The 19,945-nt window shown below is 69.4% G+C and carries 23 protein-coding genes; 9 read left to right on the forward strand and 14 right to left on the reverse strand.

Features of this window, described 5'->3' with window-relative positions:
- The first annotated feature begins 21 nt into the window (after nucleotides 1-21).
- Nucleotides 22-894 carry an arylamine N-acetyltransferase family protein gene (locus H074_RS01585; protein WP_007028259.1) on the forward strand — a complete coding sequence of 291 codons (873 nt, stop codon included), beginning with the start codon at nucleotides 22-24 and terminating at the stop codon, nucleotides 892-894.
- On the opposite strand, the gene H074_RS01590 is transcribed toward H074_RS01585, so the two are convergent.
- From H074_RS01590 to clpS, 7 genes are all read right to left on the reverse strand, one after another.
- On the reverse strand, nucleotides 855-1,568 hold the full coding sequence (locus tag H074_RS01590) for an aspartate/glutamate racemase family protein (protein WP_007028260.1): 714 nt from the start codon (nucleotides 1,566-1,568) through the stop codon (nucleotides 855-857). The two genes, H074_RS01585 and H074_RS01590, sit on opposite strands and share 40 nt — an antisense overlap.
- Nucleotides 1,569-1,680: 112 nt before the next feature.
- Entirely contained in the window at nucleotides 1,681-2,631 is a 951-nt protein-coding gene (locus H074_RS01595) for a PLP-dependent cysteine synthase family protein (protein WP_007028261.1), read from the reverse strand.
- A 3-nt stretch (nucleotides 2,632-2,634) separates the two neighbouring features.
- Nucleotides 2,635-2,907 (reverse strand): MoaD/ThiS family protein, encoded by a 273-nt coding sequence (locus H074_RS01600; RefSeq protein ID WP_007028262.1) that lies wholly within the window; start codon nucleotides 2,905-2,907, stop codon nucleotides 2,635-2,637.
- Nucleotides 2,908-2,979: 72 nt separating this feature from the next.
- Nucleotides 2,980-3,396 (reverse strand): M67 family metallopeptidase, encoded by a 417-nt coding sequence (locus H074_RS01605; RefSeq protein ID WP_016336788.1) that lies wholly within the window; start codon nucleotides 3,394-3,396, stop codon nucleotides 2,980-2,982.
- Nucleotides 3,397-3,455: 59 nt separating this feature from the next.
- The gene (locus H074_RS01610) at nucleotides 3,456-4,448 is read right to left on the reverse strand and encodes a P1 family peptidase (protein ID WP_007028264.1); all 993 of its coding nucleotides are present in this window, start codon (nucleotides 4,446-4,448) and stop codon (nucleotides 3,456-3,458) included.
- Complete coding sequence (locus tag H074_RS01615) at nucleotides 4,445-5,002, reverse strand: DUF2017 domain-containing protein (RefSeq protein ID WP_007028265.1); 558 nt, start codon at nucleotides 5,000-5,002, stop codon at nucleotides 4,445-4,447. Before H074_RS01615 ends, H074_RS01610 begins: the two co-directional genes overlap by 4 nt.
- Complete coding sequence (gene clpS / locus H074_RS01620; RefSeq protein WP_005165655.1) at nucleotides 4,999-5,298, reverse strand: ATP-dependent Clp protease adapter ClpS; 300 nt, start codon at nucleotides 5,296-5,298, stop codon at nucleotides 4,999-5,001. Before clpS ends, H074_RS01615 begins: the two co-directional genes overlap by 4 nt.
- A gap of 74 nt (nucleotides 5,299-5,372) precedes the next feature.
- On the opposite strand from clpS, the gene H074_RS01625 reads away from it, so the two are divergent.
- From H074_RS01625 to H074_RS01635, 3 genes are read left to right on the forward strand one after another with little or no spacing between them, the layout of a single operon-like run.
- The gene (locus H074_RS01625; protein WP_007028266.1) at nucleotides 5,373-6,677 is read left to right on the forward strand and encodes a nicotinate phosphoribosyltransferase; all 1,305 of its coding nucleotides are present in this window, start codon (nucleotides 5,373-5,375) and stop codon (nucleotides 6,675-6,677) included.
- Nucleotides 6,678-6,697: 20 nt separating this feature from the next.
- Nucleotides 6,698-7,273, forward strand: coding sequence for a nicotinamidase (locus H074_RS01630; RefSeq protein WP_007028267.1), 576 nt, complete (start codon nucleotides 6,698-6,700; stop codon nucleotides 7,271-7,273).
- Nucleotides 7,270-7,923, forward strand: coding sequence for a bifunctional 4-hydroxy-2-oxoglutarate aldolase/2-dehydro-3-deoxy-phosphogluconate aldolase (locus tag H074_RS01635; RefSeq protein ID WP_007028268.1), 654 nt, complete (start codon nucleotides 7,270-7,272; stop codon nucleotides 7,921-7,923). The genes H074_RS01630 and H074_RS01635 overlap by 4 nt, the downstream gene beginning before the upstream one ends.
- A 66-nt stretch (nucleotides 7,924-7,989) precedes the next feature.
- On the opposite strand, the gene H074_RS01640 is transcribed toward H074_RS01635, so the two are convergent.
- On the reverse strand, nucleotides 7,990-8,655 hold the full coding sequence (locus H074_RS01640; RefSeq protein WP_007028269.1) for a hypothetical protein: 666 nt from the start codon (nucleotides 8,653-8,655) through the stop codon (nucleotides 7,990-7,992).
- Nucleotides 8,656-8,808: 153 nt separating this feature from the next.
- Here H074_RS01640 and H074_RS01645 point away from each other — a divergent pair, with 153 nt between their 5' ends.
- The 3 genes from H074_RS01645 (at nucleotide 8,809) to H074_RS01655 (ending at nucleotide 12,011) form a co-directional block, all read left to right on the forward strand.
- Nucleotides 8,809-9,417: a biotin transporter BioY gene (locus tag H074_RS01645; RefSeq protein ID WP_039921207.1), complete on the forward strand. Its 609-nt coding sequence runs from the start codon at nucleotides 8,809-8,811 to the stop codon at nucleotides 9,415-9,417.
- A 125-nt stretch (nucleotides 9,418-9,542) separates the two neighbouring features.
- A complete protein-coding gene (locus tag H074_RS01650) occupies nucleotides 9,543-11,600 on the forward strand; it encodes an ATP-dependent DNA helicase (protein ID WP_007028271.1) in 2,058 nt (685 codons plus the stop codon).
- Nucleotides 11,601-11,657: 57 nt separating this feature from the next.
- On the forward strand, nucleotides 11,658-12,011 hold the full coding sequence (locus tag H074_RS01655) for a hypothetical protein (RefSeq protein WP_007028272.1): 354 nt from the start codon (nucleotides 11,658-11,660) through the stop codon (nucleotides 12,009-12,011).
- A gap of 48 nt (nucleotides 12,012-12,059) precedes the next feature.
- Here the strand turns inward: H074_RS01655 and H074_RS01660 are convergent, their stop codons facing one another.
- The 4 genes from H074_RS01660 to ctaD form a co-directional block, all read right to left on the reverse strand.
- Nucleotides 12,060-12,464: an OsmC family protein gene (locus H074_RS01660; RefSeq protein WP_007028273.1), complete on the reverse strand. Its 405-nt coding sequence runs from the start codon at nucleotides 12,462-12,464 to the stop codon at nucleotides 12,060-12,062.
- A 30-nt stretch (nucleotides 12,465-12,494) separates the two neighbouring features.
- The gene (locus H074_RS01665) at nucleotides 12,495-13,253 is read right to left on the reverse strand and encodes a peptidyl-tRNA hydrolase (protein ID WP_007028274.1); all 759 of its coding nucleotides are present in this window, start codon (nucleotides 13,251-13,253) and stop codon (nucleotides 12,495-12,497) included.
- Nucleotides 13,250-14,479 carry a phosphoserine phosphatase SerB gene (gene serB, locus H074_RS01670; RefSeq protein WP_007028275.1) on the reverse strand — a complete coding sequence of 410 codons (1,230 nt, stop codon included), beginning with the start codon at nucleotides 14,477-14,479 and terminating at the stop codon, nucleotides 13,250-13,252. Before serB ends, H074_RS01665 begins: the two co-directional genes overlap by 4 nt.
- Nucleotides 14,480-14,566: 87 nt before the next feature.
- Complete coding sequence (gene ctaD, locus H074_RS01675) at nucleotides 14,567-16,345, reverse strand: aa3-type cytochrome oxidase subunit I (RefSeq protein WP_007028276.1); 1,779 nt, start codon at nucleotides 16,343-16,345, stop codon at nucleotides 14,567-14,569.
- A 135-nt stretch (nucleotides 16,346-16,480) separates the two neighbouring features.
- On the opposite strand from ctaD, the gene H074_RS01680 reads away from it, so the two are divergent.
- Complete coding sequence (locus tag H074_RS01680) at nucleotides 16,481-17,317, forward strand: phosphotransferase (RefSeq protein WP_007028277.1); 837 nt, start codon at nucleotides 16,481-16,483, stop codon at nucleotides 17,315-17,317.
- On the opposite strand, the gene H074_RS01685 is transcribed toward H074_RS01680, so the two are convergent.
- Both H074_RS01685 and H074_RS01690 read right to left on the reverse strand, forming a co-directional pair.
- Nucleotides 17,318-18,535, reverse strand: a complete 1,218-nt coding sequence (locus H074_RS01685) for a glycosyltransferase (RefSeq protein WP_051071865.1) — start codon at nucleotides 18,533-18,535, stop codon at nucleotides 17,318-17,320.
- 110 nt (nucleotides 18,536-18,645) lie between these two features.
- Nucleotides 18,646-19,383, reverse strand: a complete 738-nt coding sequence (locus tag H074_RS01690) for an alpha/beta fold hydrolase (protein WP_007028279.1) — start codon at nucleotides 19,381-19,383, stop codon at nucleotides 18,646-18,648.
- Here H074_RS01690 and H074_RS01695 point away from each other — a divergent pair.
- The gene (locus H074_RS01695; protein ID WP_007028280.1) at nucleotides 19,382-19,924 is read left to right on the forward strand and encodes a GNAT family N-acetyltransferase; all 543 of its coding nucleotides are present in this window, start codon (nucleotides 19,382-19,384) and stop codon (nucleotides 19,922-19,924) included. The genes H074_RS01690 and H074_RS01695 overlap by 2 nt on opposite strands.
- Nucleotides 19,925-19,945: the final 21 nt, after the last annotated feature.

Here is a 19,945-nt window from a genome sequence, read left to right on the forward strand (position 1 = left end):
GGGGCCGCTACGGTCGATCACATGGGGATCTCTTCTTCCGAGCACGTCGACGTGCCGGCCTACCTCGCGCGACTCGGGCTCGAACACGAGCCGCCGAGCCTCGACGCGCTCTTCCGGCTGCACGCGGCCCACGTGGAACGGGTGCCGTACGAAGATTTCGAAGTCCAGCTGGGCAGGCTCACCTCGCTGGATCCGGCCGTGTCGTTCAGCCGGATCGCCGCCGGTCGCGGCGGCTACTGCTATCACCTCAACGGCGCCTTCTCGGCCCTGCTGCGGGCGCTCGGCTACCAGGTCGCCCGGCATCCGAGCGGGGCGCAGCTTCCCGGCGAGCAGGCCGGCATCCACCTCAACCACCTGGCACTGACGGTCACCGGGCTGCCGGAGACACCCGAGGCCGGCTGGCTGGTCGACGTCGGACTCGGGGACGGCATCCACGAGCCGCTCCCGCTGCGTGAGGGCGAGTACAAACAGGGGCCGCTGGTGTTCCGCATGCGGCCTTCGGAGGTCACGCCCGGTGGCTGGCGGTTCGACCACGATCCGCAGGGGAGTTTCGTCGGGATGGATTTCGCGCCGGAGACGGCCGTCATGGCCGACTTCGCCGAAAAGCACGTCGAGCTGTCCACGTCCGAGGAGTCCGGGTTCGTCCGCACGCTGGTGCTGCAGCGGCGCGACGCCGAGGGGGTGGACTCCCTGCGCGCGCTGACCTTGAGCGGCCTGCCGGGCGGCAAGACGGTACTCGAATCACCGGCCGAGTGGTGGTCGGCGATCGAGGACGTCTTCGGTGTGCCTCGCGGTGGATTCACCGATGACGAACAGGACAGGCTGTGGCGGCAGGCCGTCGCCCAGCACGAACGTCACACCGCCGGAGGGAGTGAGGTCTCGCCCAGCGCGTAGTCCACGGCCGCTTCGGCGTGCAGCCTCGTCGTCGGGAAGGTGGGCACCGGACTGTCTTCGGGGCCGACGAGCAGTTCGATCTCGGTGCAGCCGTAGATGATGCCTTCCGCGCCCTCCTCGACCAGCCGTGCGATGACCTCGCGGTACCGCTCGCGGGAGTCCTCGGTGACGACGCCGTGGACGAGTTCGTCGTAGATGACCCGGTGCACGGTCTCGCGGTCTCTTTCGCCCGGCACGAGCACGTCGAGGCCGTGTGCGGCGAGCCGTTCGCGGTAGAACGGCTGGGCCATGGTGAAACCGGTGCCCAGGAGCCCGACACGCTTGACGTCGACGGCCTTGATCGCGGCGGCGGTGGTGTCGGCGAGATGCAGCAGCGGGACGCCCAGGCCGTCGGTGAGCCGGTCGGCGACTTTGTGCATCGTGTTGGTGCACAGGACGACGAAGTCCGCTCCGGCGGCTTCGAGGCCACGTGCGGCGCGGTTCAGTTCCCGCCCGGCGTCGTCCCAGCGGCCTTCGGCCTGCATCGCTTCGATTTCGGCGAAATCCACGGAGTAGAGCACGGTGCGCGCGGAGTGGTACCCGCCGCGCAGCTCACGGACACGCTCGTTGACCAGCCGGTAGTACTCGGCCGACGATTCCCAGCTCATCCCGCCCAGCAACCCGATGACCTTCATGACCGCCATCGTGCCAGCGCCGGAAACGTGGTGGGTCTCGTGAGTGGTAAAGACGGTTCTAACCGTCTTTACCACTCACGAGACCCCATCCCAGACTTCCGGCTCCCGGATGTCAGGCCCACAATTGCCCGTCGAGCCTTTCGGCCGCTTCGTCGAGCGAGCCGGAGTACGCGCCCGTCGAGAGGTACTTCCACCCCGCGTCAGCGACCACGAAGGCCACATCGGCGGGCTTCCCCGTGGCGGCGGCCTTCTCGGCGACGGCCAGCGCCGCGTGCAGCACGGCACCGGTCGAGATCCCCGCGAAGATGCCTTCGTGCTCCAGCAGTTCACGTGTCCGGCGAAGCGCGTCGTACGCGCCGACGGAGTACCGCCCGTTGAGCACGCTCGCGTCGTAGAGCTCCGGGACGAAGCCCTCGTCGAGGTTCCGCAGGCCGTACACCAGCTCGCCGTAGCGCGGTTCGGCCGCGATGATCTGCACGTCCGGCTTCGCCTCGTGCAGGTAGCGCCCGACGCCGACCAGGGTGCCGGTGGTGCCGAGGCCGCCGACGAAATGCGTCAGTGTCGGCAGGTCCTTGAGCAGTTCGGGCCCGGTGCCGCGGTAGTGCGCGTCGGCGTTGGCCGGGTTGCCGTACTGATAGAGCATGACCCAGTCCGGGTTGGCCTCGGCCAGTTCCTTCGCGCGGCGCACGGCCTCGTTGGACCCGCCGGCGGCCGGGGAGAAGACGATCCGCGCACCGTACGCCTGCAGCAGCTGCTTGCGCTCGGTGGAGGTGTTCTCCGGCATCACGCACACCAGGCCGTAGCCCTTGAGCTTCGCGGCCATGGCGAGCGCGATCCCGGTGTTGCCCGACGTCGGCTCCAGGATCGTGGAGCCGCGCCGGAGGGTGCCTTCACGCTCGGCGGCCTCGATCATCGCCAGCGCGGGACGATCCTTGATCGAACCGGTCGGGTTGCGGTCCTCCAGCTTCGCCCACAACCGCACGTCGTGGGTGGGCGAAAGCCGGGGAAGGCCGACCAGCGGAGTGCCGCCGAGCGCGTCGAGCAGCGACTCGAAGCGAGCCATCGATCAGCCACCGGCCACGGCGGGCAGGATGGTCAGGGTGTCGCCGTCCTTGACCTCGGCCTCGAGACCGCCGGCGAAGCGGACGTCCTCGTCGTTGACGTAGACGTTGACGAAGCGGTGCAGCTTCTCTTCCTTGACCAGGCGGGCTTTGAGGCCGCCGTGGCGGGACTCGATGTCGTCGATCACCTCGAGCACGGTCTTGCCGGTCGCCTCGACGGACTTCTCGCCGCCGGTGTGCGTACGCAGGATGGTCGGGATGGACACGGTCACGGCCATGGTTTTCTACCTCCGGTGGGTTCTCTGCTACGCAGACGTTCTGTCCGGGCCGGGTTATTCCGGGCCCGGGGTTCAGCCGATGATCTCGACGGGTTCCTCGGTGATCTCCCCGTCCACGATCCGGTACGACCGGAACTGATGCGAATCGGGGTCCTTGGTGGAAACGAGCACGTAGTGCGCGTCGGGTTCCGAGGCGTACGAGACATCGGTGCGTGACGGATAGGCGTCGGTCGCGGTGTGCGAGTGGTAGATGACCACCGGGACCTCGTCGTTGGCGTCCATCTCGCGGTAGAGCTTGAGCAGATCACCCGAGTCGAATTCGTAGAACGTGGGCGAGCGCGCCGCGTTCAGCATCGGGATGTACCGCTCGGGGCTGTCCGATCCCTCGGGACCGGCGATCACCCCGCACGCCTCGTCGGGATGGTCACGACGGGCATGGGCGACGATCTCGTCGACGAGTTCACGGCGGATCCGGAGCACGTCGCCCATCTTAGGTGCTGGACGGAGCCGGTCCATACTCTGAGATTGCCGCCACTCCGCAGGGCCGTTCAGGAGAAGGCTTCGGGCCAGACGTCCCGGTAGGCGCGCATGTCCCCCGCGGAAGTCGCGGTAAGCACGCCGTGCACCATCGCGCGCCCGAACACCCTCGCGGCCGCCGAGCAGAGCGTGTCCAGCACCATCGCGCGCCGGGCCGCCGCGACGGGGCCCGCCCCGCCGGGAAGCTCCCGGTCGCCGGTCGCCAGCGCGAACACCGTGTCGCCGTCGAACATCGTGTGCGCGGGCCGCACCGCCCTGGCGAGACCGTCCTGCGCGGCCACCGAGAGCCGTCGCGCCTCCGCCTTGGACAGCGCCGCGTCGACCGCGACCACGCCGATGGTCGTGTTGAGCCCCGCCGCCTTCGCCTCGACGTCGCCGGGCCGGTCGGGCCAGCGGACACCGAACTCGCCGTCGACCTCGTGATCCGCCGCGAACGCGCGGCCGGTCGCGAGATCCACGGCCTCACCGGCGGCGTTCACGGCGGCGACGACGCCGACGGTGAACTCCCCGACCTTCTCCGAGGCCGTCCCGATCCCGCCTTTCAGTGATCCCGCCTTCGCCCCTGCGCCCGCGCCGACGGTCCCCAACGGCACCGGACCCGCGACGGCCGCTTCGCAGGCCTCGTAGCCGAAGGAGGCGTCCGGACGGTTGCCCCAGTCGCCGCGCGGCAGGTCGAACAGCACCGCGGCGGGCACGATCGGCACCACCTCGTGCGGCTCGGTCCCCACCGGGATCCCCAGGTTCCGCTCGGCGAGCCAGCGCATGACGCCGTCCGCCGCGGCCAGGCCGTACGCGCTCCCGCCGGACAGGCAGATCGCGTTGACGTGCTGGACCAGGTTCTCCGGCTCCAGCAGGTTGGTCTCCCGCGTGCCGGGCGCGCCGCCGCGCTGGTCGACGGCCCCGACGGCGCCGCCGGGGACCAGTACGACCGTCGTCCCGGTCGCCCAGCCGTCACCGACCCGCTCGTGGTGCCCGACCAGCACGCCGGGAACGTCGGTGATCACGAGGTCAACGACTGGATGAGGGTCTCCTGCACCCAGGTCAGCCAGTGGTAGACGCCGAGATGCGGCGCGCGGGGATCATCCTCTGGCAGTTCGTCGGGCATGTCCTCGGTGACGTCGAGCGCGGTGCCCAACGCCAGCCGGACGTCGTTGAGCGCGCCCAGCCACGCGTCGGCCTGCTCGAAGGTCAGCCGCACGTTCCCGCCGTCCCGCGGCAGGGTGTCCAGCACGATCTTGGCGACGCCGACCTTCTTGTCCAGCAGCTCGGGCTCGTGGATCGACCGCATCGCGGCGGCCGAGTCGATGTCCTCGCGGGTCGGGTTGTCCGGGTCCAGCTTGTGGAAGTCCGGCAGCAGCCGCGAAAGCACCGGGTCGTCCGGCGATTCGGTCGGACCGGTCCGGATCCCGGTCAGCTCCGCCAGCTCGTCCTGCGGCGCCTCCTCGGCGCGCGCGGTGAGCATGTCCTCCAGCTGGCTGACCAGGCCGCGAAGTACCGCGGCCTCCTGCTGCTCGAACCCGGCGACGATGGTCTCGCCCTTCCGGCGCCATCCGTTCATGAAGGCTGCTCCATCGTCGCCCAGAGGCCGGCCGCGTGCAGTTTCGCGACGTCGGTCTCCACCTTCTCCTTGGAACCGGACGACACGATCGCCTTGCCCTTCTGGTGCACGTCGAGCATCAGCTTCGTCGCGTGGTCCCGGCTGTAACCGAACAGCTTCTGGAACACGTACGTCACGTACGACATGAGGTTCACCGGATCGTTCCAGACGACCGTCCGCCAGGGTTTGTCCTCAGAGACGACTTCTACTCCCTGTGGATCAACCTGCGTCTGCTCGGATGCGACAGGCGTGGACATGCACTCCATGGTGTCACGGGCCCGATCCGGTACGGGCTGGCAGGTCCGGCCATGTGGGTGAATAGGCTGACGCCATGGGTTTCCCCGAGGCGGCCACTGGCGCCAGCACCGCGCTGCTCACCGACCACTACGAGCTGACCATGCTGGCCAGCGCCCTGTCCGACGGCACCGCGGACCGGCCGTGCGTCTTCGAGGTCTTCGCACGTCGTCTGCCCGACGGCCGCCGCTACGGCGTCGTCGCGGGCACCGGTCGGGTCCTCGACGCGATCGCGGACTTCCGGTTCACCGACGCCGAGCTGAGCCAGCTGGAAGCGACGACCGTCGTCGACGACGCCACCCTTTCGTGGCTCGCGGACTACTCCTTCTCGGGGAACATCGACGGTTACGCCGAGGGTGAGCTCTATTTCCCCGGCTCGCCGATCCTGACCGTCACCGGCTCCTTCGGCGAGGCCGTCGTGCTGGAGACGCTGATCCTTTCGATCCTCAACCACGACAGCGCGATCGCGTCCGCGGCGGCGCGGATGTCGGGCGCCGCGCACGGCAGGCCGATCATCGAGATGGGCGGCCGCCGCACGCACGAGTACGCCGCCGTCGCCGCCGCGAGGGCCGCGTACCTCGCCGGGTTCGCCACGACCTCCAATCTCGAAGCCGGGCGCCGCTACGGGATCCCGACACGCGGCACCGTCGCGCACGCGTTCATGTTGCTGCACGACAGCGAGGAGCAGGCGTTCCGCGCGCAGGTGGACAAGATGGGCGCCGACACCACCCTCCTGGTGGACACCTACGACATCACCAAGGGCATCGAAACGGCCGTCCGGGTGGCCGGGACCGAGCTCGGCGCGATCCGCATCGACTCCGGCGACGTGGGCCCGCTGGCGCGCAAGGCCCGCGAGCAACTGGACGCCCTCGGTGCCAAGGACACCCGCATCGTGGTGTCCGGCGACCTCGACGAGCACGCCATCGCGGCGCTGCGGGCGGAACCCGTCGACGCGTACGGTGTCGGGACCTCGGTCGTCACCGGTTCCGGCGCGCCGACCGCCGGGATGGTCTACAAGCTCGTGGAGGTCGACGGCAAACCGGTCGCCAAGCGCAGCGCGCACAAGGAGTCCCGAGGCGGCCGGAAATCCGCGCTGCGGCGGCACCGCGAGACCGGCACCGCCGTCGAAGAGGTGATCTGGACGGCGGCCTCGCAGGTCCCGGAACAGGGACCGAACGACCACGAATTGCAGATTCCGCTGGTCCGGGACGGCCGGACGGTGGATGATTTGCCCACGCTGGACGACGCCCGCCAGCGGCTTCGGCGGGCGCTGGTGAGCCTTCCGTGGGAAGGCCTCAAGCTCTCGCACGGGGAGCCCGCCATCCCGACCGTATTCGTCTGAAGAGAACTCAGGAGCAACACATGGGGACCGCCTTGATCGTGGTCGATGTGCAGAACGACTTCTGCGAGGGCGGGTCGCTCGGCCTGCCCGGTGGCGCCGCCGCCGCCGAAGCGATCTCCAAGCAGGCAGCGGAAGGCGGCTACGCGCACGTCGTCGCCACCCGCGACTACCACATCGACCCGGGCGACCATTTCAGCGAGACGCCGGACTTCAAGGACAGCTGGCCGCGTCACTGCGTCGCGGGAACCTCCGGGGCGTCGTTCCACCCCGCGCTCGACGTGGTCCCGATCAGCGAGGTCTTCTCCAAGGGCGAGTACACCGCCGCGTACTCGGGCTTCGAGGGCAACGCGCGCGACGGCAAGACGCTCGACGCGTGGCTGAAGGAGCACGACGTCACCGAGGTCGACGTCGTCGGCATCGCGACCGACTTCTGCGTCCGCGCGACGGCGCTCGACGCGGCGAAGGCGGGCTTCAAGGTTCGGGTGCTGCTGGACCTCACGGTCGGCGGCTCGCAGCCGACGGTCGACGCCGCGCTCAAGGACTTCGACGAGGCCGGCGTGACCTACACCGGAAAGGCGCCGGTCCCTGCCGCATGATCCAGCACGACCTCCAGGACACCCTGATCGAAAACCGGCTCCTCGCGATCCTGCGGGCCGCGGACGCGAGCCGGTTCGCCGACGCCGCCACGGTGCTGCACGCGGCGGGAGTGCGGGTGCTCGAAGCGACGTTGACCACGCCGGGCGCCACGGACGCCATCGCGACCATCCGCAAGAAGCTCGGGGACGAAGCGCACGTCGGCGCCGGCAGCGTACGCGAAGTGTCCGATGTGGACATCTCGGCGGACGCTGGCGCGACGTTCCTGGTCACGCCGACGGTGAACCCGCTGGTCATGGAGCGCGCGCACGAACGCGGGCTGCCGGTGATCTGCGGCGCGCTGACACCGACCGAGATCGACCAGGCATGGCGTCTCGGCGCGGCGGCGGTGAAGGTGTTCCCGATCGCGGCCGTCGGCGGGATCGCCTACCTGCGGGCGATCCGGGCGCCGATGCCGGATATCCCGCTCGTCCCGACGGGCGGCGTCCACCTCGCCGACGTCGCGAAGTACCTAGAGTCGGGTTCGATCGCCGTCGCCGCCGCCACGCCGCTGCTCGGTGACGCGCTCACCTCGGGCGGATCGCTGACGGATCTGGCGACCCGGGCGAGTGAGTTCGTCGCGGCGGCCGCGAAGTACGTCTCGCGCGTCTGACCCCTTCCGCAATTCGTCATCTACTTGCGTCGCATGGGTTCGTAAGTAGATGACGAATTGCGGGGATCAGGGCTGTTTCTTGCCGTAGGGGTCGCAGCGCGCGGTCCCGAGGTAGATGTCGCCCTTCGCCGGTCCTCCGCCCTGCGGGAACAGCTTGATGTGCAGCATGTGGGTCACGAGGCTCCCGTCGGGCGGCGTCGGCGTGACGGTCTCGTTGACCGTGAGCGACGCCAGCGCCGTCCCGCCCTTGCCGCCGGCGATGGTCAGCCGGTAGTTCTGCGGGATGTTCTCCGGCAGCGTGAACCCGGTGACGTCGCCGAACTCGATGTAGCCGAGGCTGCCGTCCTTGGTGGTGCTGCACTTCGCCATGAACGTGCGGACCTTGATCACCGGGCCGCCGAAACGCTTGAGCAACGTGGTCTCGAACCGCCGCCCGGACGCCTCGGCGACGGCCACCGCGCCGGTCCGGCCGCAGTTCGAGTCGCCACCGCCGAACCGGGCGAAGTCGCCGGTGGCCCCGCCCTGGGTCTTCGCGGTCAAGGGACCGTCGACGTCACACGGCGCGAGTTCGCCCGTGACCACGTGCTCGTCGCCGATCTCCACGTCGAGCGAACCGACCGACGCGGCCGCCGTCGCGGGCGCGGGATCGGCCGACGCGATCGCCGGCCCTCCCGTCACCAGCGCCCCGGTCAGCATCGTCACCGACAACAGCCTCGAAACGGGTTTCCTCATGTCCGGCAGCCTCCACCAAGTGCCTGTCCCGTGCAGGGTCATGCCACCCGGACGAGTGGACGGGCGATGACCGTGAGGTGCCCGACATTCGGTCCGCGGCCCGCCGTCTGGCGTTAACCTCGGTTCACATTCGTGTACTCATAGGAGGTCTGAGTGTCTTCGCTGTCTGTGGCCGGCCGCCGTCCGGTCCTCGCCGACCTCGTTCCCGGCGCACTGGCCCGTGACGCGGTCCTGGTCGCCGGTGGTGCCGCCCTGACCGGCGCGGCCGCGCAGATCCTGATCCCGGTGCCCGGCTCGCCGGTGCCGATGACCGGACAGACGTTCGCCGCCCTGCTGGTCGGTGCCGCGCTCGGCTGGAAGCGCGGCGCGCTGTCGATGGCGCTGTACCTCGCCGTCGGCGCGGCCGGCTTCGGCTGGTTCCAGAACGGTTCCTCGGGCCTGTTCGGCGCCAGCGCCGGCTACATCGTCGGCTTCGTGCTCGCCGGCGCCCTGGTGGGCGCGCTCGCCGGCCGCGGCGGGGACCGCACGCCGCTGCGCACGGCGGGGACGATGGTGCTGGGCAACCTCGCCATCTACTCGATCGGCGTCCCGTGGCTGATGGCGTCGACCGGCTTCGGCCTGTCGACCGCGCTCGAGAAGGGGGTCGTGCCGTTCCTCGTCGGGGACGCGCTGAAGATCGCCGTCGCGGCCGCGTTGCTTCCGGGCACCTGGGCGCTGGTCTCGCCTCTCAGTGAAAACAAGCACGGCCGCAAGGAGTCGTGACCGGTCCTTTCACCGCCCCACGCGCTGCGATGAAGGGGTCTTTCACAGCAAATTTTGCTGTGAAAGGCCCCTTCATCGCACGGGGCGGACGATCTTGACGGTGCCCCCGGCTATCGTCTTGTCCCGTGCCTTCCCGTGCTGATTTCCCCGGTGTCCTCGAACTCCTGACCCACGCGGTCGAGTCCGTGGGCGGTGCCGAGCGCGAGGGCCAGGTGCGGATGGCGGACGCCGTCGGCCGCGCCATCCGCACGGGCGAGCACCTGGCCGTCCAGGCGGGCACGGGCACCGGGAAGTCGTTGGCCTATCTCGTTCCCGCGATCCGGCACGCGGTCGAGAAGGAGGCCACGGTCGTGGTCTCCACGGCCACCATCGCGCTGCAGAGCCAGCTGGTCGACAGGGATCTTCCCCGGCTGGCGAAGGCGCTCAAGAAGCCCCTCGGCCGCGAGCCCACCTTCGCGATCCTCAAGGGCCGCCGTAACTACCTCTGCCTCCACCGGCTCGATTCCGGCGCCCCGGACGAGCCGGAGGACCAGCAGCTGTTCGACCCGTTCGCCGTCTCCCGGCTGGGCAAGGAGGTCACACGGCTGCGGGAATGGTCTTCCGACACCGAAACCGGTGACCGCGACGAACTGGTCCCCGGCGTCTCGGATCAGGCGTGGCGCCAGGTGTCCGTCACGGCCAAGGAATGCCTGGGCGCCTCACGCTGCCCCATCGGCACGGACTGCTTCGCGGAACGGTCCCGAGCCGAGGCCGGCAAGGCCGACGTCGTGATCACCAACCACGCGCTGCTGGCGATCGACGCACTGCAGGGCTACCAGGTGCTTCCCGAGCACGACCTGGTGATCATCGACGAGGCACACGACCTCGTGGACCGCGTGACGTCCGTCGCGACCGGCGAGCTGACCAGCGGCATGGTCTCCGCCGCCGCCCGGCGCTGCGGGAAACTGGTCGACGACGAAGTGGCCGACCAGTTGCTGGAGGCGAGCGACGGACTGGCCCTGATCCTCGACGACCTGCCGTCGGGCCGGATGGACTCGCTGCCGCAAGCTCTCACCGGCGCCATCCCCGCGGTCCGTGACGCCGCGCACCGCTGCCTCACCTCGCTCGGCAAGGACCGGAAGGAGGACGTCGACGAGGCCACGGCCCGCAAGCTGGCGCGGTCGCTGCTCGAAGAGGTCCACGACACCGCGGTCAGGCTGTTGGAGGCCTTCGACGACGACAAGGCGCATCAGCGTGACGTCGTCTGGCTGACCGGGGATCGCTTCTCCACGAACCCGCGCCCGCCCGCGCTGAAGGTCGCTCCGCTGGGTGTCGCCGGTCTGCTGCGGGAACGTGTCTTCAACCAGCACACGACCGTCCTCACCTCGGCGACGCTGACCCTGGGCGGCACCTTCGACACCATGGCCCGGCAGTGGGGTCTCCCGCCCGGGGGTATGCGGGTCGAGAAGGCACCGGGAGCGGCGACGGACAAGGCCGCCCCCGCCGACAGCGACGACGCCGACGGCCCGAAGTGGACCGGCCTCGACGTCGGCTCGCCGTTCGACCACAAACGCAACGGCATCCTCTACCTGGCCAAGCACCTGCCGCCGCCGGGCCGGGACGGGTTGCAGCCCTCCACCATGGACGAGCTGGCCGAGCTGATCGAGGCCGCGGGCGGGCGCACGCTCGGCCTGTTCTCCTCGATGCGCGCGGCGAAGCAGGCCACCGAGGAGATGCGGGAGCGGCTCGACCTGCCGATCCTCTGCCAGGGCGACGATGCCACCGGTCTGCTGGTGCAGAAGTTCTCCGAGGACGCGCGCACCTGCCTGTTCGGCACGCTTTCGCTGTGGCAGGGCGTCGACGTGCCCGGTCCGTCGCTCCAGCTCGTGGTGGTCGACCGGATCCCGTTCCCCCGCCCGGACGACCCGGTCTCGTCGGCGCGGCAGCGGGCCGTGGAAGCCCGGGGCGGCAACGGGTTCCTCACCGTCGCCGCCACACACGCCGCGCTGCTGCTCGCACAGGGCACCGGACGGCTGCATCGTTCGGTCACCGATCGCGGCGTCGTGGCGATCCTGGATTCGAGGCTGGCCACCGCCCGCTACGGCGGATTCCTGCGCGCCTCGCTTCCGCCGTTCTGGCCGACCATGGATCCGAAGGTCGCCCGCGACGCGCTGCGCCGCCTCGACGCCGCCGCCCCGGCCTGAGTGGCCTGGAACACGGCCGAGTACCGTTAACGGAACGCCGAAGACAGGGAGAACCGGTTGTCCCACGAGTCGCCCAACGCACAATCCCGGACCGTCAGCGTCGATGACACCGGGGTGCGGCGCCAGCTCGCGGACGGAAGCGAGGAAGCCGTCACGTGGTCCGAGCTGTCCGCGGTGGTGGTCAGAGTGATCCCTGAAGGCCCGTGGAAGGAAGACGTCTTCTTCATGCTCGCCGGCGCCGACGGGAAGGGCACCGCGATCCCCAGCGGCGACCCGGCCGCCGACGCGCTGATCGAGCGGCTGCAGACGCTGCCCGGCTTCGACAACGAGAAGTTCATCGAGGCCATGACCACCGACGCCGACGAGGCGTACGTGGTCTGGAGCGCCGAAGGCCACGCCGCCAAGCACTGAGCCCGACACCTCGTGAGTGGTAAGGACGGTTCTAACCGTCCTTACCACTCACGAGGCCGGGAAGCTCTCCGTGACCGGGATGCCTTTCTTCAAGGTCCGGCTCACCGTGCAAAGCCGCTCGATGGCGCGATCCACCGCCGCCGCGAGCGCCTCCCGGTCCTCCGCTGCGAGCGAAGACACGTCGACGTCGAAAGCGACATGGACGGCGTCCAGCTCCGAAGCGCCTTCGCGCTGGTCCGCGGTCACGCCGACCCGGAACTTCGAGTCCTCCCCGATCCGCCGCGTGATGAGGTTCTCGGCGGTGACGGCCGAACAGCCCGCGGCCGCGATCTGCAGCAGTTCGGCGGGTGAGAAGGCGCCCTCGGCGCCCTTGCGGCCGATCACGACCTCGGCACCGCGTTCGTTGCGGCCGATGAAGCGGTGCTCGCCGTCGCGCTGGACTTCCAGAGACACGGTTTTCCCTTTCGGCTGGCGAAACCTGGCTCAGACGCGTTGCGCGATGACCGTGACGGTTCCGGGATCGACTTCGGTGAACCCGGCGTCCCGGACCGCGACAACGCCGTCACGGCGCCACGAGCCTTCGGGATCCTCGACCGGGCAAAGCGCCTTCCAGGTCGCGACCGGCGGGGTCCGCACCGAGCACCGGAACCCGGTCTCGGCCCAAGTCGCCCGTTCGGCTTCGTCCAGCAGCGAGGCCAGGATCATCGTCGCGTGCCCGACCTGGGCCGCGCCTTTGCCGACGGTCATCGAGACCTCGGGGTTCAGCAGCAGCCGCGGGAGACCGCCCGGCGCGGGCCCCGGCTCGTCGGCGGGGAGTTCGCTCCCGGAGATCTGCAGCCGCGAGATCTCCTTCGGCGCCTCGACGACGCGGCCCGGGAGCAACGCCCGCGCCTCGGCGCCGTCGACCTCGATCGTGATGCCGGGAAGTTCCTGGACCGCCTGCCAGTGCGCGCCGCGGGCACGCCGGGCGACCTTGCGGATCCGGCCGTCGACCCACGCCTTGAGCGGGTCGTGCCATTCGCCGCCGGGCAAGGCGCGTTCGTCGAGACAGACCGCGACCGCGGCCGCGGCGGCGGCCTCCAGCAACGCGGTACGGGACGGCGGTTCGGCACGTTCCATCCGCAGGATCACCGGCATGGCGCGGACTTCGGCGGGATCCTCGTCCGAGGTGTCCACCGTGTCCTCGGCGGGCAGGCCCAGCCAGTACGCGTAGCGCGCGGCCAGCGGCTCCAGAACGCTCATGGCCGGGAAAGCTCGAGACCGTCGGCCGCGTCGGCCGCCTCGATCTCGGACCTGGTGACCCCGAGCAGGAACAGCACCGCGTCGAGGTACGGGTGGGAAAGCGCGGTGTCGGCGACCTCACGCAGCGCGGGCTTCGCGTTGAAGGCGACACCCATTCCGGCGACCGACAGCATGTCGATGTCGTTCGCCCCGTCGCCGACGGCGACGCACTGCTCCAGCGAGATCTCGTACTCCTCGGCGAACCGGCGCAGCGCCGTCGCCTTGCCCGCCCGGTCGACGATGTCCCCGACCACCCGGCCGGTGAGCTTGCCGTCGACCACTTCGAGTTCGTTCGCGGCGGCGAAGTCGAGGCCGAGGTCGTCCACGAGGGAATCGATGATCTTGGTGAAGCCGCCGGAGACGACCCCGCAGCGGAAGCCCATCCGCTTCAGCGTGCGGATGGTCGTGCGGGCGCCGGGGGTGAGCTCGATGGACGCGGCGACCTCGTCGAGCACCCCTGCCGGAAGGCCCTCAAGGAGCGCGACCCGGCGCTCCAGCGACTCGCCGAAGTTCAGCTCGCCGCGCATCGCGGCCTCGGTGATCTCGCGGACCTGCGGTTCGACACCGGCGTGCGCGCCGAGCATCTCGATGACCTCGCCCTGGATGAGCGTGGAATCGACGTCGAAGACGACCAGCCGCTTGGCGCGGCGGGCGAGCCCGGCCCGCTCGACCGAGATGTCGATCCCGGCCTCGACGGCGGCGTCAGCCAGCGCGGTGCGCAGTGCGGCGTCGGCCTCCGGGGTGTCCTGGGCGAGCGAGGCGTACAGCTCCAGCCCGGTGACCGGATAGTCGGCGACGCTGCGGATCGAGTCGATGTTGACGTCCAGCGCGGCGAGGCGGCGCGCGACGTCGGAGAACGCCCGCGCGGTCACCGGACGGCCGAGCATCAGGAGGACATGCGTCGAGTCCTTCTGACCGATGGCGAACGGGTCGGCACCGATGGCCGAGCCGATCTTCACATCGACCTGCATCCCGACCGACGCCATCGCCTGCTCGACGTACTCCTGCAGGCCCTCGGGGTCGCGGTACACCCCGGCGAGCACGCCGAGCACCAGCTGGCCGCGGATGACGACCTGCTCGACGTCGAGGACGTCAACGTCGTGGCGGGACAGCACGGCGAACAGCACCGAGGACACACCCGGCTTGTCGGGACCGGTGGTGGTGATGAGAACTGGTGTCTGCGTCACGGGGTCAGTCTCCCTCAGCACGGCATGAAAAAGGCGCGTGCCTTGTCCCTGTGTGAGGCAAGGCACGCGCCATTTCCGCTTATCGGGTCACTGCTCGCTGGAATTGTCCTTGGAGTGGTCACCCGGCATGGCCGCCTCGGTGAGCAGCTGGGACGGCGCGCGGTGGGTGTTGACCTTCTGCTTCCCGAAGAAGCCGATCTCACCCTCGGAGTGGATGCGCTCCACCATGTGCGGGTAGTGCAGCTCGAACGCCGGCCGCTCGGAGCGGATCCGCGGCAGCTCGGTGAAGTTGTGCCGCGGCGGCGGGCAGGACGTCGCCCATTCGAGCGAGTTGCCGTAGCCCCAAGGGTCGTCCACCGTGACGATCTCGCCGTACCGGTAGCTCTTGAAGACGTTCCAGATGAACGGCAGCGTCGAGGCACCGAGGATGTACGCGCCGATCGTGGAGATCGTGTTCAGCGTCGTGAACCCGTCGGACTGAAGGTAGTCCGCGTACCGGCGCGGCATGCCTTCGGCGCCGAGCCAGTGCTGCACCAGGAACGTGGCGTGGAAGCCGATGAACGTGGTCCAGAAGTGCCACTTGCCGAGCTTCTCGTCCATCATGCGGCCGGTGATCTTCGGGAACCAGAAGTAGATCCCGGCGAACGTGGCGAACACGATCGTGCCGTAGAGCACGTAGTGGAAGTGCGCGACGACGAAGTAGCTGTCGGACACGTGGAAGTCGATCGCCGGCGCGGCCAGCATGATGCCGGTCAGACCGCCGAAGAGGAACGTGACGATGAAGCCCATCGAGAAGATCATCGGCGTCTCGAAGGACAGCTGGCCCTTCCACATCGTGCCGATCCAGTTGAAGAACTTCACGCCGGTCGGGACCGCGATCAGGAAGGTCATGAAGGAGAAGAACGGCAGCAGCACGGCGCCGGTCGCGTACATGTGGTGCGCCCACACGGCCACCGACAGCGCGGCGATCGCCAGCGTCGCCCAGACCAGGCCCTTGTAGCCGAAGATCGGCTTGCGGCTGAAGACCGGGAAGATCTCCGACACGATCCCGAAGAACGGTAGCGCGACGATATAGACCTCTGGATGGCCGAAGAACCAGAACAGGTGCTGCCAGAGGATCACCCCGCCGTTCGCGGGGTCGAACACGTGCGCCCCGAGATGCCGGTCCGCCAGCAGGCCCATCAGGGCCGCGGTCAGGATCGGGAACGCCAGCAGGATCAGGATGCTGGTGACCAGGATGTTCCAGGTGAAGATCGGCATCCGGTACATCGTCATGCCGGGGGCGCGCAGGCAGACCACCGTGGTGATCATGTTGACGCCACCGAGGATGGTGCCGAGACCCGACACGACCAGACCGGAGATCCACAGGTCGGCGCCGACGCCGGGCGAGTGGATGGCGTCCGACAGCGGGGTGTAGGCGAACCAGCCGAAGTCGGCGGCGCCACCCGGGGTCAGGAAGCCGGACATCACGATCAGGCCGCCGAACAGGTACAGCCAGTACGAGAACGCGTTCAGCCGCGGGAAGGCGACGTCGGGCGAACCGATCTGCAGCGGCAGGATGAAGTTCGCGAAGCCGAAGAGGATCGGCGTCGCGTACAGCAGCAGCATGATCGTGCCGTGCATGGTGAACAGCTGGTTGTACTGCTCCTGCGAAAGGAACTGCTGCCCGGGACGCGCCAGCTCGGAGCGGATCAGCATCGCCATCGCGCCGCCCACCATGAAGAAGGCGAACGACGTGACCAGGTACATGATGCCGATTTGCTTGTGGTCCGTCGTGCGGAACAACCGCAGCAGGTACGAACCCTTAACCGACTCGCGCGCGGGATACGGGCGCGTGGCGATCGGCTTGGGGGCTACGGCCGTCACTCCTGCCTCCAACACTCAAACCTTGTGGTGGTCAATTTCCGGTCGCCGGGCGGGTTCGGGACCCACTCCGGCGGCTAGTGGGGATCGTAGCCCTCACTACCGACAGTCGCGCGCACCGGCTGGCAAGATCGCGCCGTGACCGACGAACACACACGGGCGGGAGTGGCCGCGGCGGTCGCCGTCGGTGACCGGTACGGCCTGCCGACCGGCGCCCCGGAGGTCCTGCATTTCAAGTCGAACGTGCTGGTGAGACTGGGTCCGGTGGTGGCTCGGGTGCCCGGCACGACGCGCCTCGCGCGGTCCTCGCCCGAGGACTGGCTCGCGCGCGACGTCGAGCTGTCGAGGTACCTCACGGAACGTGGTGTGCTCGTCGTCTCACCGACCACGGATCCCCCGGCCGGACCGCATTTCGCCGACGGCCTGCCGGTCACTCTCTGGCACTACACGCCGCACGAGCCGGGGAACACACTGTCGCCGCGCGAGGTGGCGCTTTCCCTCTCCCGGGTGCACGACGCGCTCGCGGACTACCCCGGTGAGCTGCCCGAACTCGGACCCGTCCGTGAACTCCGGACGCTGCTCGACCGGCACGGTGCCGTCATGGGCGGCGCGGCGCCCCGGTTGTACGACGAACTCGAACGAGTGGCGGCGGAGCTTCCGGCCGACGAGCCGCGGCCGCTGCACGGCGACGCTCATCGGGGGAACGTCGTCGCGACGGCGGCCGGGCCGTGCTGGCTCGACTTCGAGGACTCCTGGCGCGGGCCGCTCGGCTGGGACCTCGGCGTGCTCAGCGCTGAGGCCGGGTACGCGACCTTGGACTCGTACCCGGCGGACGTGGCGCCCTCGTCGCTGGAGCCGTTCATCGCGTTGCGGCGGTTGTTCGAGGTCCCGTGGCGCTTCGTGATCGCGCGGCGGTTCCCGGAGCGGCTCGGGGAAGCGGAAGCTGCCCTGGAGCGCTACTTCCTCCGCAATTAGTCACCTACTTGCGTCAAGGTGCATCAGGAGCTTCGCCGCCACGTCGACGCCGTCCGTCCGCACCTCACCGCCGACCTGACGCGCCCGATCGGCGACTTCGGGGCGAAGCACCTCGGCCAGCGCGGAGGTCAGCGACTCCGCCGTCGGTTCCCCGGTGATCGACGTCCCCACCCCGAGCTCCCCGACGCGCTGCGCGAAGTAGGGCTGGTCGAACATCTGCGGAACGAGCACCTGCGGCACCCCGGCCCGGGTCGCCGCCGTCGTCGTGCCGGCGCCGCCGTGGTGCACGACCGCCGCGACCCGCGGGAAGAGCGCCTGCTGGTTGACGTCCCCGATCGCGATGCAGTCGGGCTCGTCGTCGATCAGCGCGAGCTCGGTCCAGCCGCGGAACACGATCGCCCGCCGCCCGTGCGCCCTCGCCGCCTCGATCATCGCCTTCGCGATCTCCTCCGGGGCGCGGATGCTCCCGAATCCGAAGTAGACCGGCGGTTCCCCTTCATCGAGGAACGCCTCCAGTTCCGGGGACAACGGACTCCGGTCCGGCAGGATCCAGGCGCCGGTCTGGTGCACGTCCAGCGCCGACGGTCCCCGCCACGGCGCCAGCACCGGATCGGCGGCCAGCCACGGCGCCTCGGTGAAGATGTGCCCGCGGACGTCATCGACTGGAGGCAGACCGAGCAGCTCTCGCTGCGCGTCGAGCACCCCGCCCCACTGCTCGTTCCATCGTTCCGCGTCGTCGGCCCACAAGGACGGAATGGCGGCATCGGGATTCTTCGGCGCCCATCCCGCGAAAACGGGCGGGCGATGGTGCAGGGAAGGCAGCGTTATCGGGCAGTATGCGGTGAAGAAATAGGGAATCCCTTTTCGCTCGGCCACCGAATGGGCGGCGATGTTCAGTGCCATTCCCGCGACGACGGCGTCGCAGCCCTCGGCCGCCTTCGGCATCGTCTCGAACTGGTCGACGACCATGGCCTCGGCCATCTTGCGCCGCCCTTCCGGCGTGGCCATCGCCTTGGTCATCGCGGAATCCGGCTTCGCGGTCGACCGGAGCTCAGGCCCCAGTGGCGCGAAGGAGATCCCGAAACCTTCGGCCCAGTCACGGAAATCCGGCGGCGCGCAGAGCCGGACTTCCTGGCCGAGTTCCCGCAATCGCACCGCCAGTGCCACCAGCGGCTGCACCTCACCCCTCGTCCCGATAGTGGACAGGAGTACACGCATGGGAATCCCCCTTCGGCAAAACGTGAAGGCAAGAATTGTGGACCGGGAATGGGGGCTTGCCGCAAGCCCCCCGGTCCGCTATACCTTCAAAGGGGCGGGGGAAATCCTTGTCACGCGGGGTACCAGCCCAGGATCGCTTCGACGACTCCGGCCGGATCCTCCAGAGGCGTCAGATGTCCCGCCTCCGGCAGCACGACCAAGGTCGCGTCCGGCAGCGTTTCCACCAGGGTGTTCGCCGCTTCCAGCGGAGTCAGGCCGTCTTCTTCGCCGACCACGACCAACGCCGGCACGTCCGCCGACCGCAGCGTTTCGAGCGAATCGGGCCGGGCCGCCATCGCGCGCGCCGCCCACGCGACCCCTGACGGCGGCTGCGCTGTGATCAGTTCGCGGAGTCGTTCGGCCACTTCCGGGCGGGCCTTCTCAGCGAGGAGTCCGGGCGTGACGGCTTCGGGCATCCATCCGACGCCTTCCGCTTCGACCCGGGCCGCGACATCGTGGCGAGTCCGCACGGCTTCGGGGGCGTCGGCCGTCGCCTTCGTGTCGATGAACACGAGCCCGCCCACACGTTCCGGTGCCACGCGCAGCACCGCCATCGTCAGGTAGCCGCCCATCGAGCAGCCGCCGAGGACGACCTTCTCGAGTCCGAGCCGATCGAGCAGCGCCACGACGTCGCGGGCGGCGTCGTCCAGATCCGGCTCCCGGTCCGTTTCCGGCAGCGGGCTGCGGCCGAGGCCGCGCTGGTCCGGAGTGATCAGCCGCAGGCGCTCCGAGAGCGGCGCGCGGACCGCGTCCCACATGCGGGCGTCGACGGGGAAGGCGTGCAGCAGTACCAGCGGGAGATCCTTCATGGCGATGATTCTGTCGCACCCTGGCACTACCGTCGGATCCGTGCTGACAGAGATCAAGACGGAGAGGCTGCTGCTGCGGAGGCTGCGCGAGGCGGATCGCGAGAACATCGTCGCGCTGCAGGCCGATCCGGAGACGAACAGGTTCAACCCGGAGCCGCACACCGTCGAGGGTGCGGACAAGCTTTACGACGCCTGGATGAAGCAGTGGGCCGAGAACGGGTTCGGCTATCTCGCGGTGTCCGCTTTGGACGATCCGGAGACGATCCTCGGCTTCGGCGGCGTCCGGTATCACGAATGGAACGGCGAGCGCGTGCTGAACCTCGCGTACCGCTTCTGGCCGTTCACCTGGGGCAAGGGCTATGCGACGGAGATGGCGGCCGCCGTCGTCGAATGGGCCGAACGGGAGATTCCCGACGTTCCGGTGATCGCCAACATCATGGCGTCCAACAAACCGTCGATCCGGGTCGCCGAGCGGCTCGGTTTCACGATCCACACGGAGGAGGAGTTCGCGGGCGAGCCCTCACTGCACCTGCGGCGCTGAACCAACAGCGATCACCAGTGA

The sequence above is a fragment of the Amycolatopsis decaplanina DSM 44594 genome, assembly GCF_000342005.1.
In the GTDB taxonomy this organism is placed as follows: domain Bacteria; phylum Actinomycetota; class Actinomycetes; order Mycobacteriales; family Pseudonocardiaceae; genus Amycolatopsis; species Amycolatopsis decaplanina.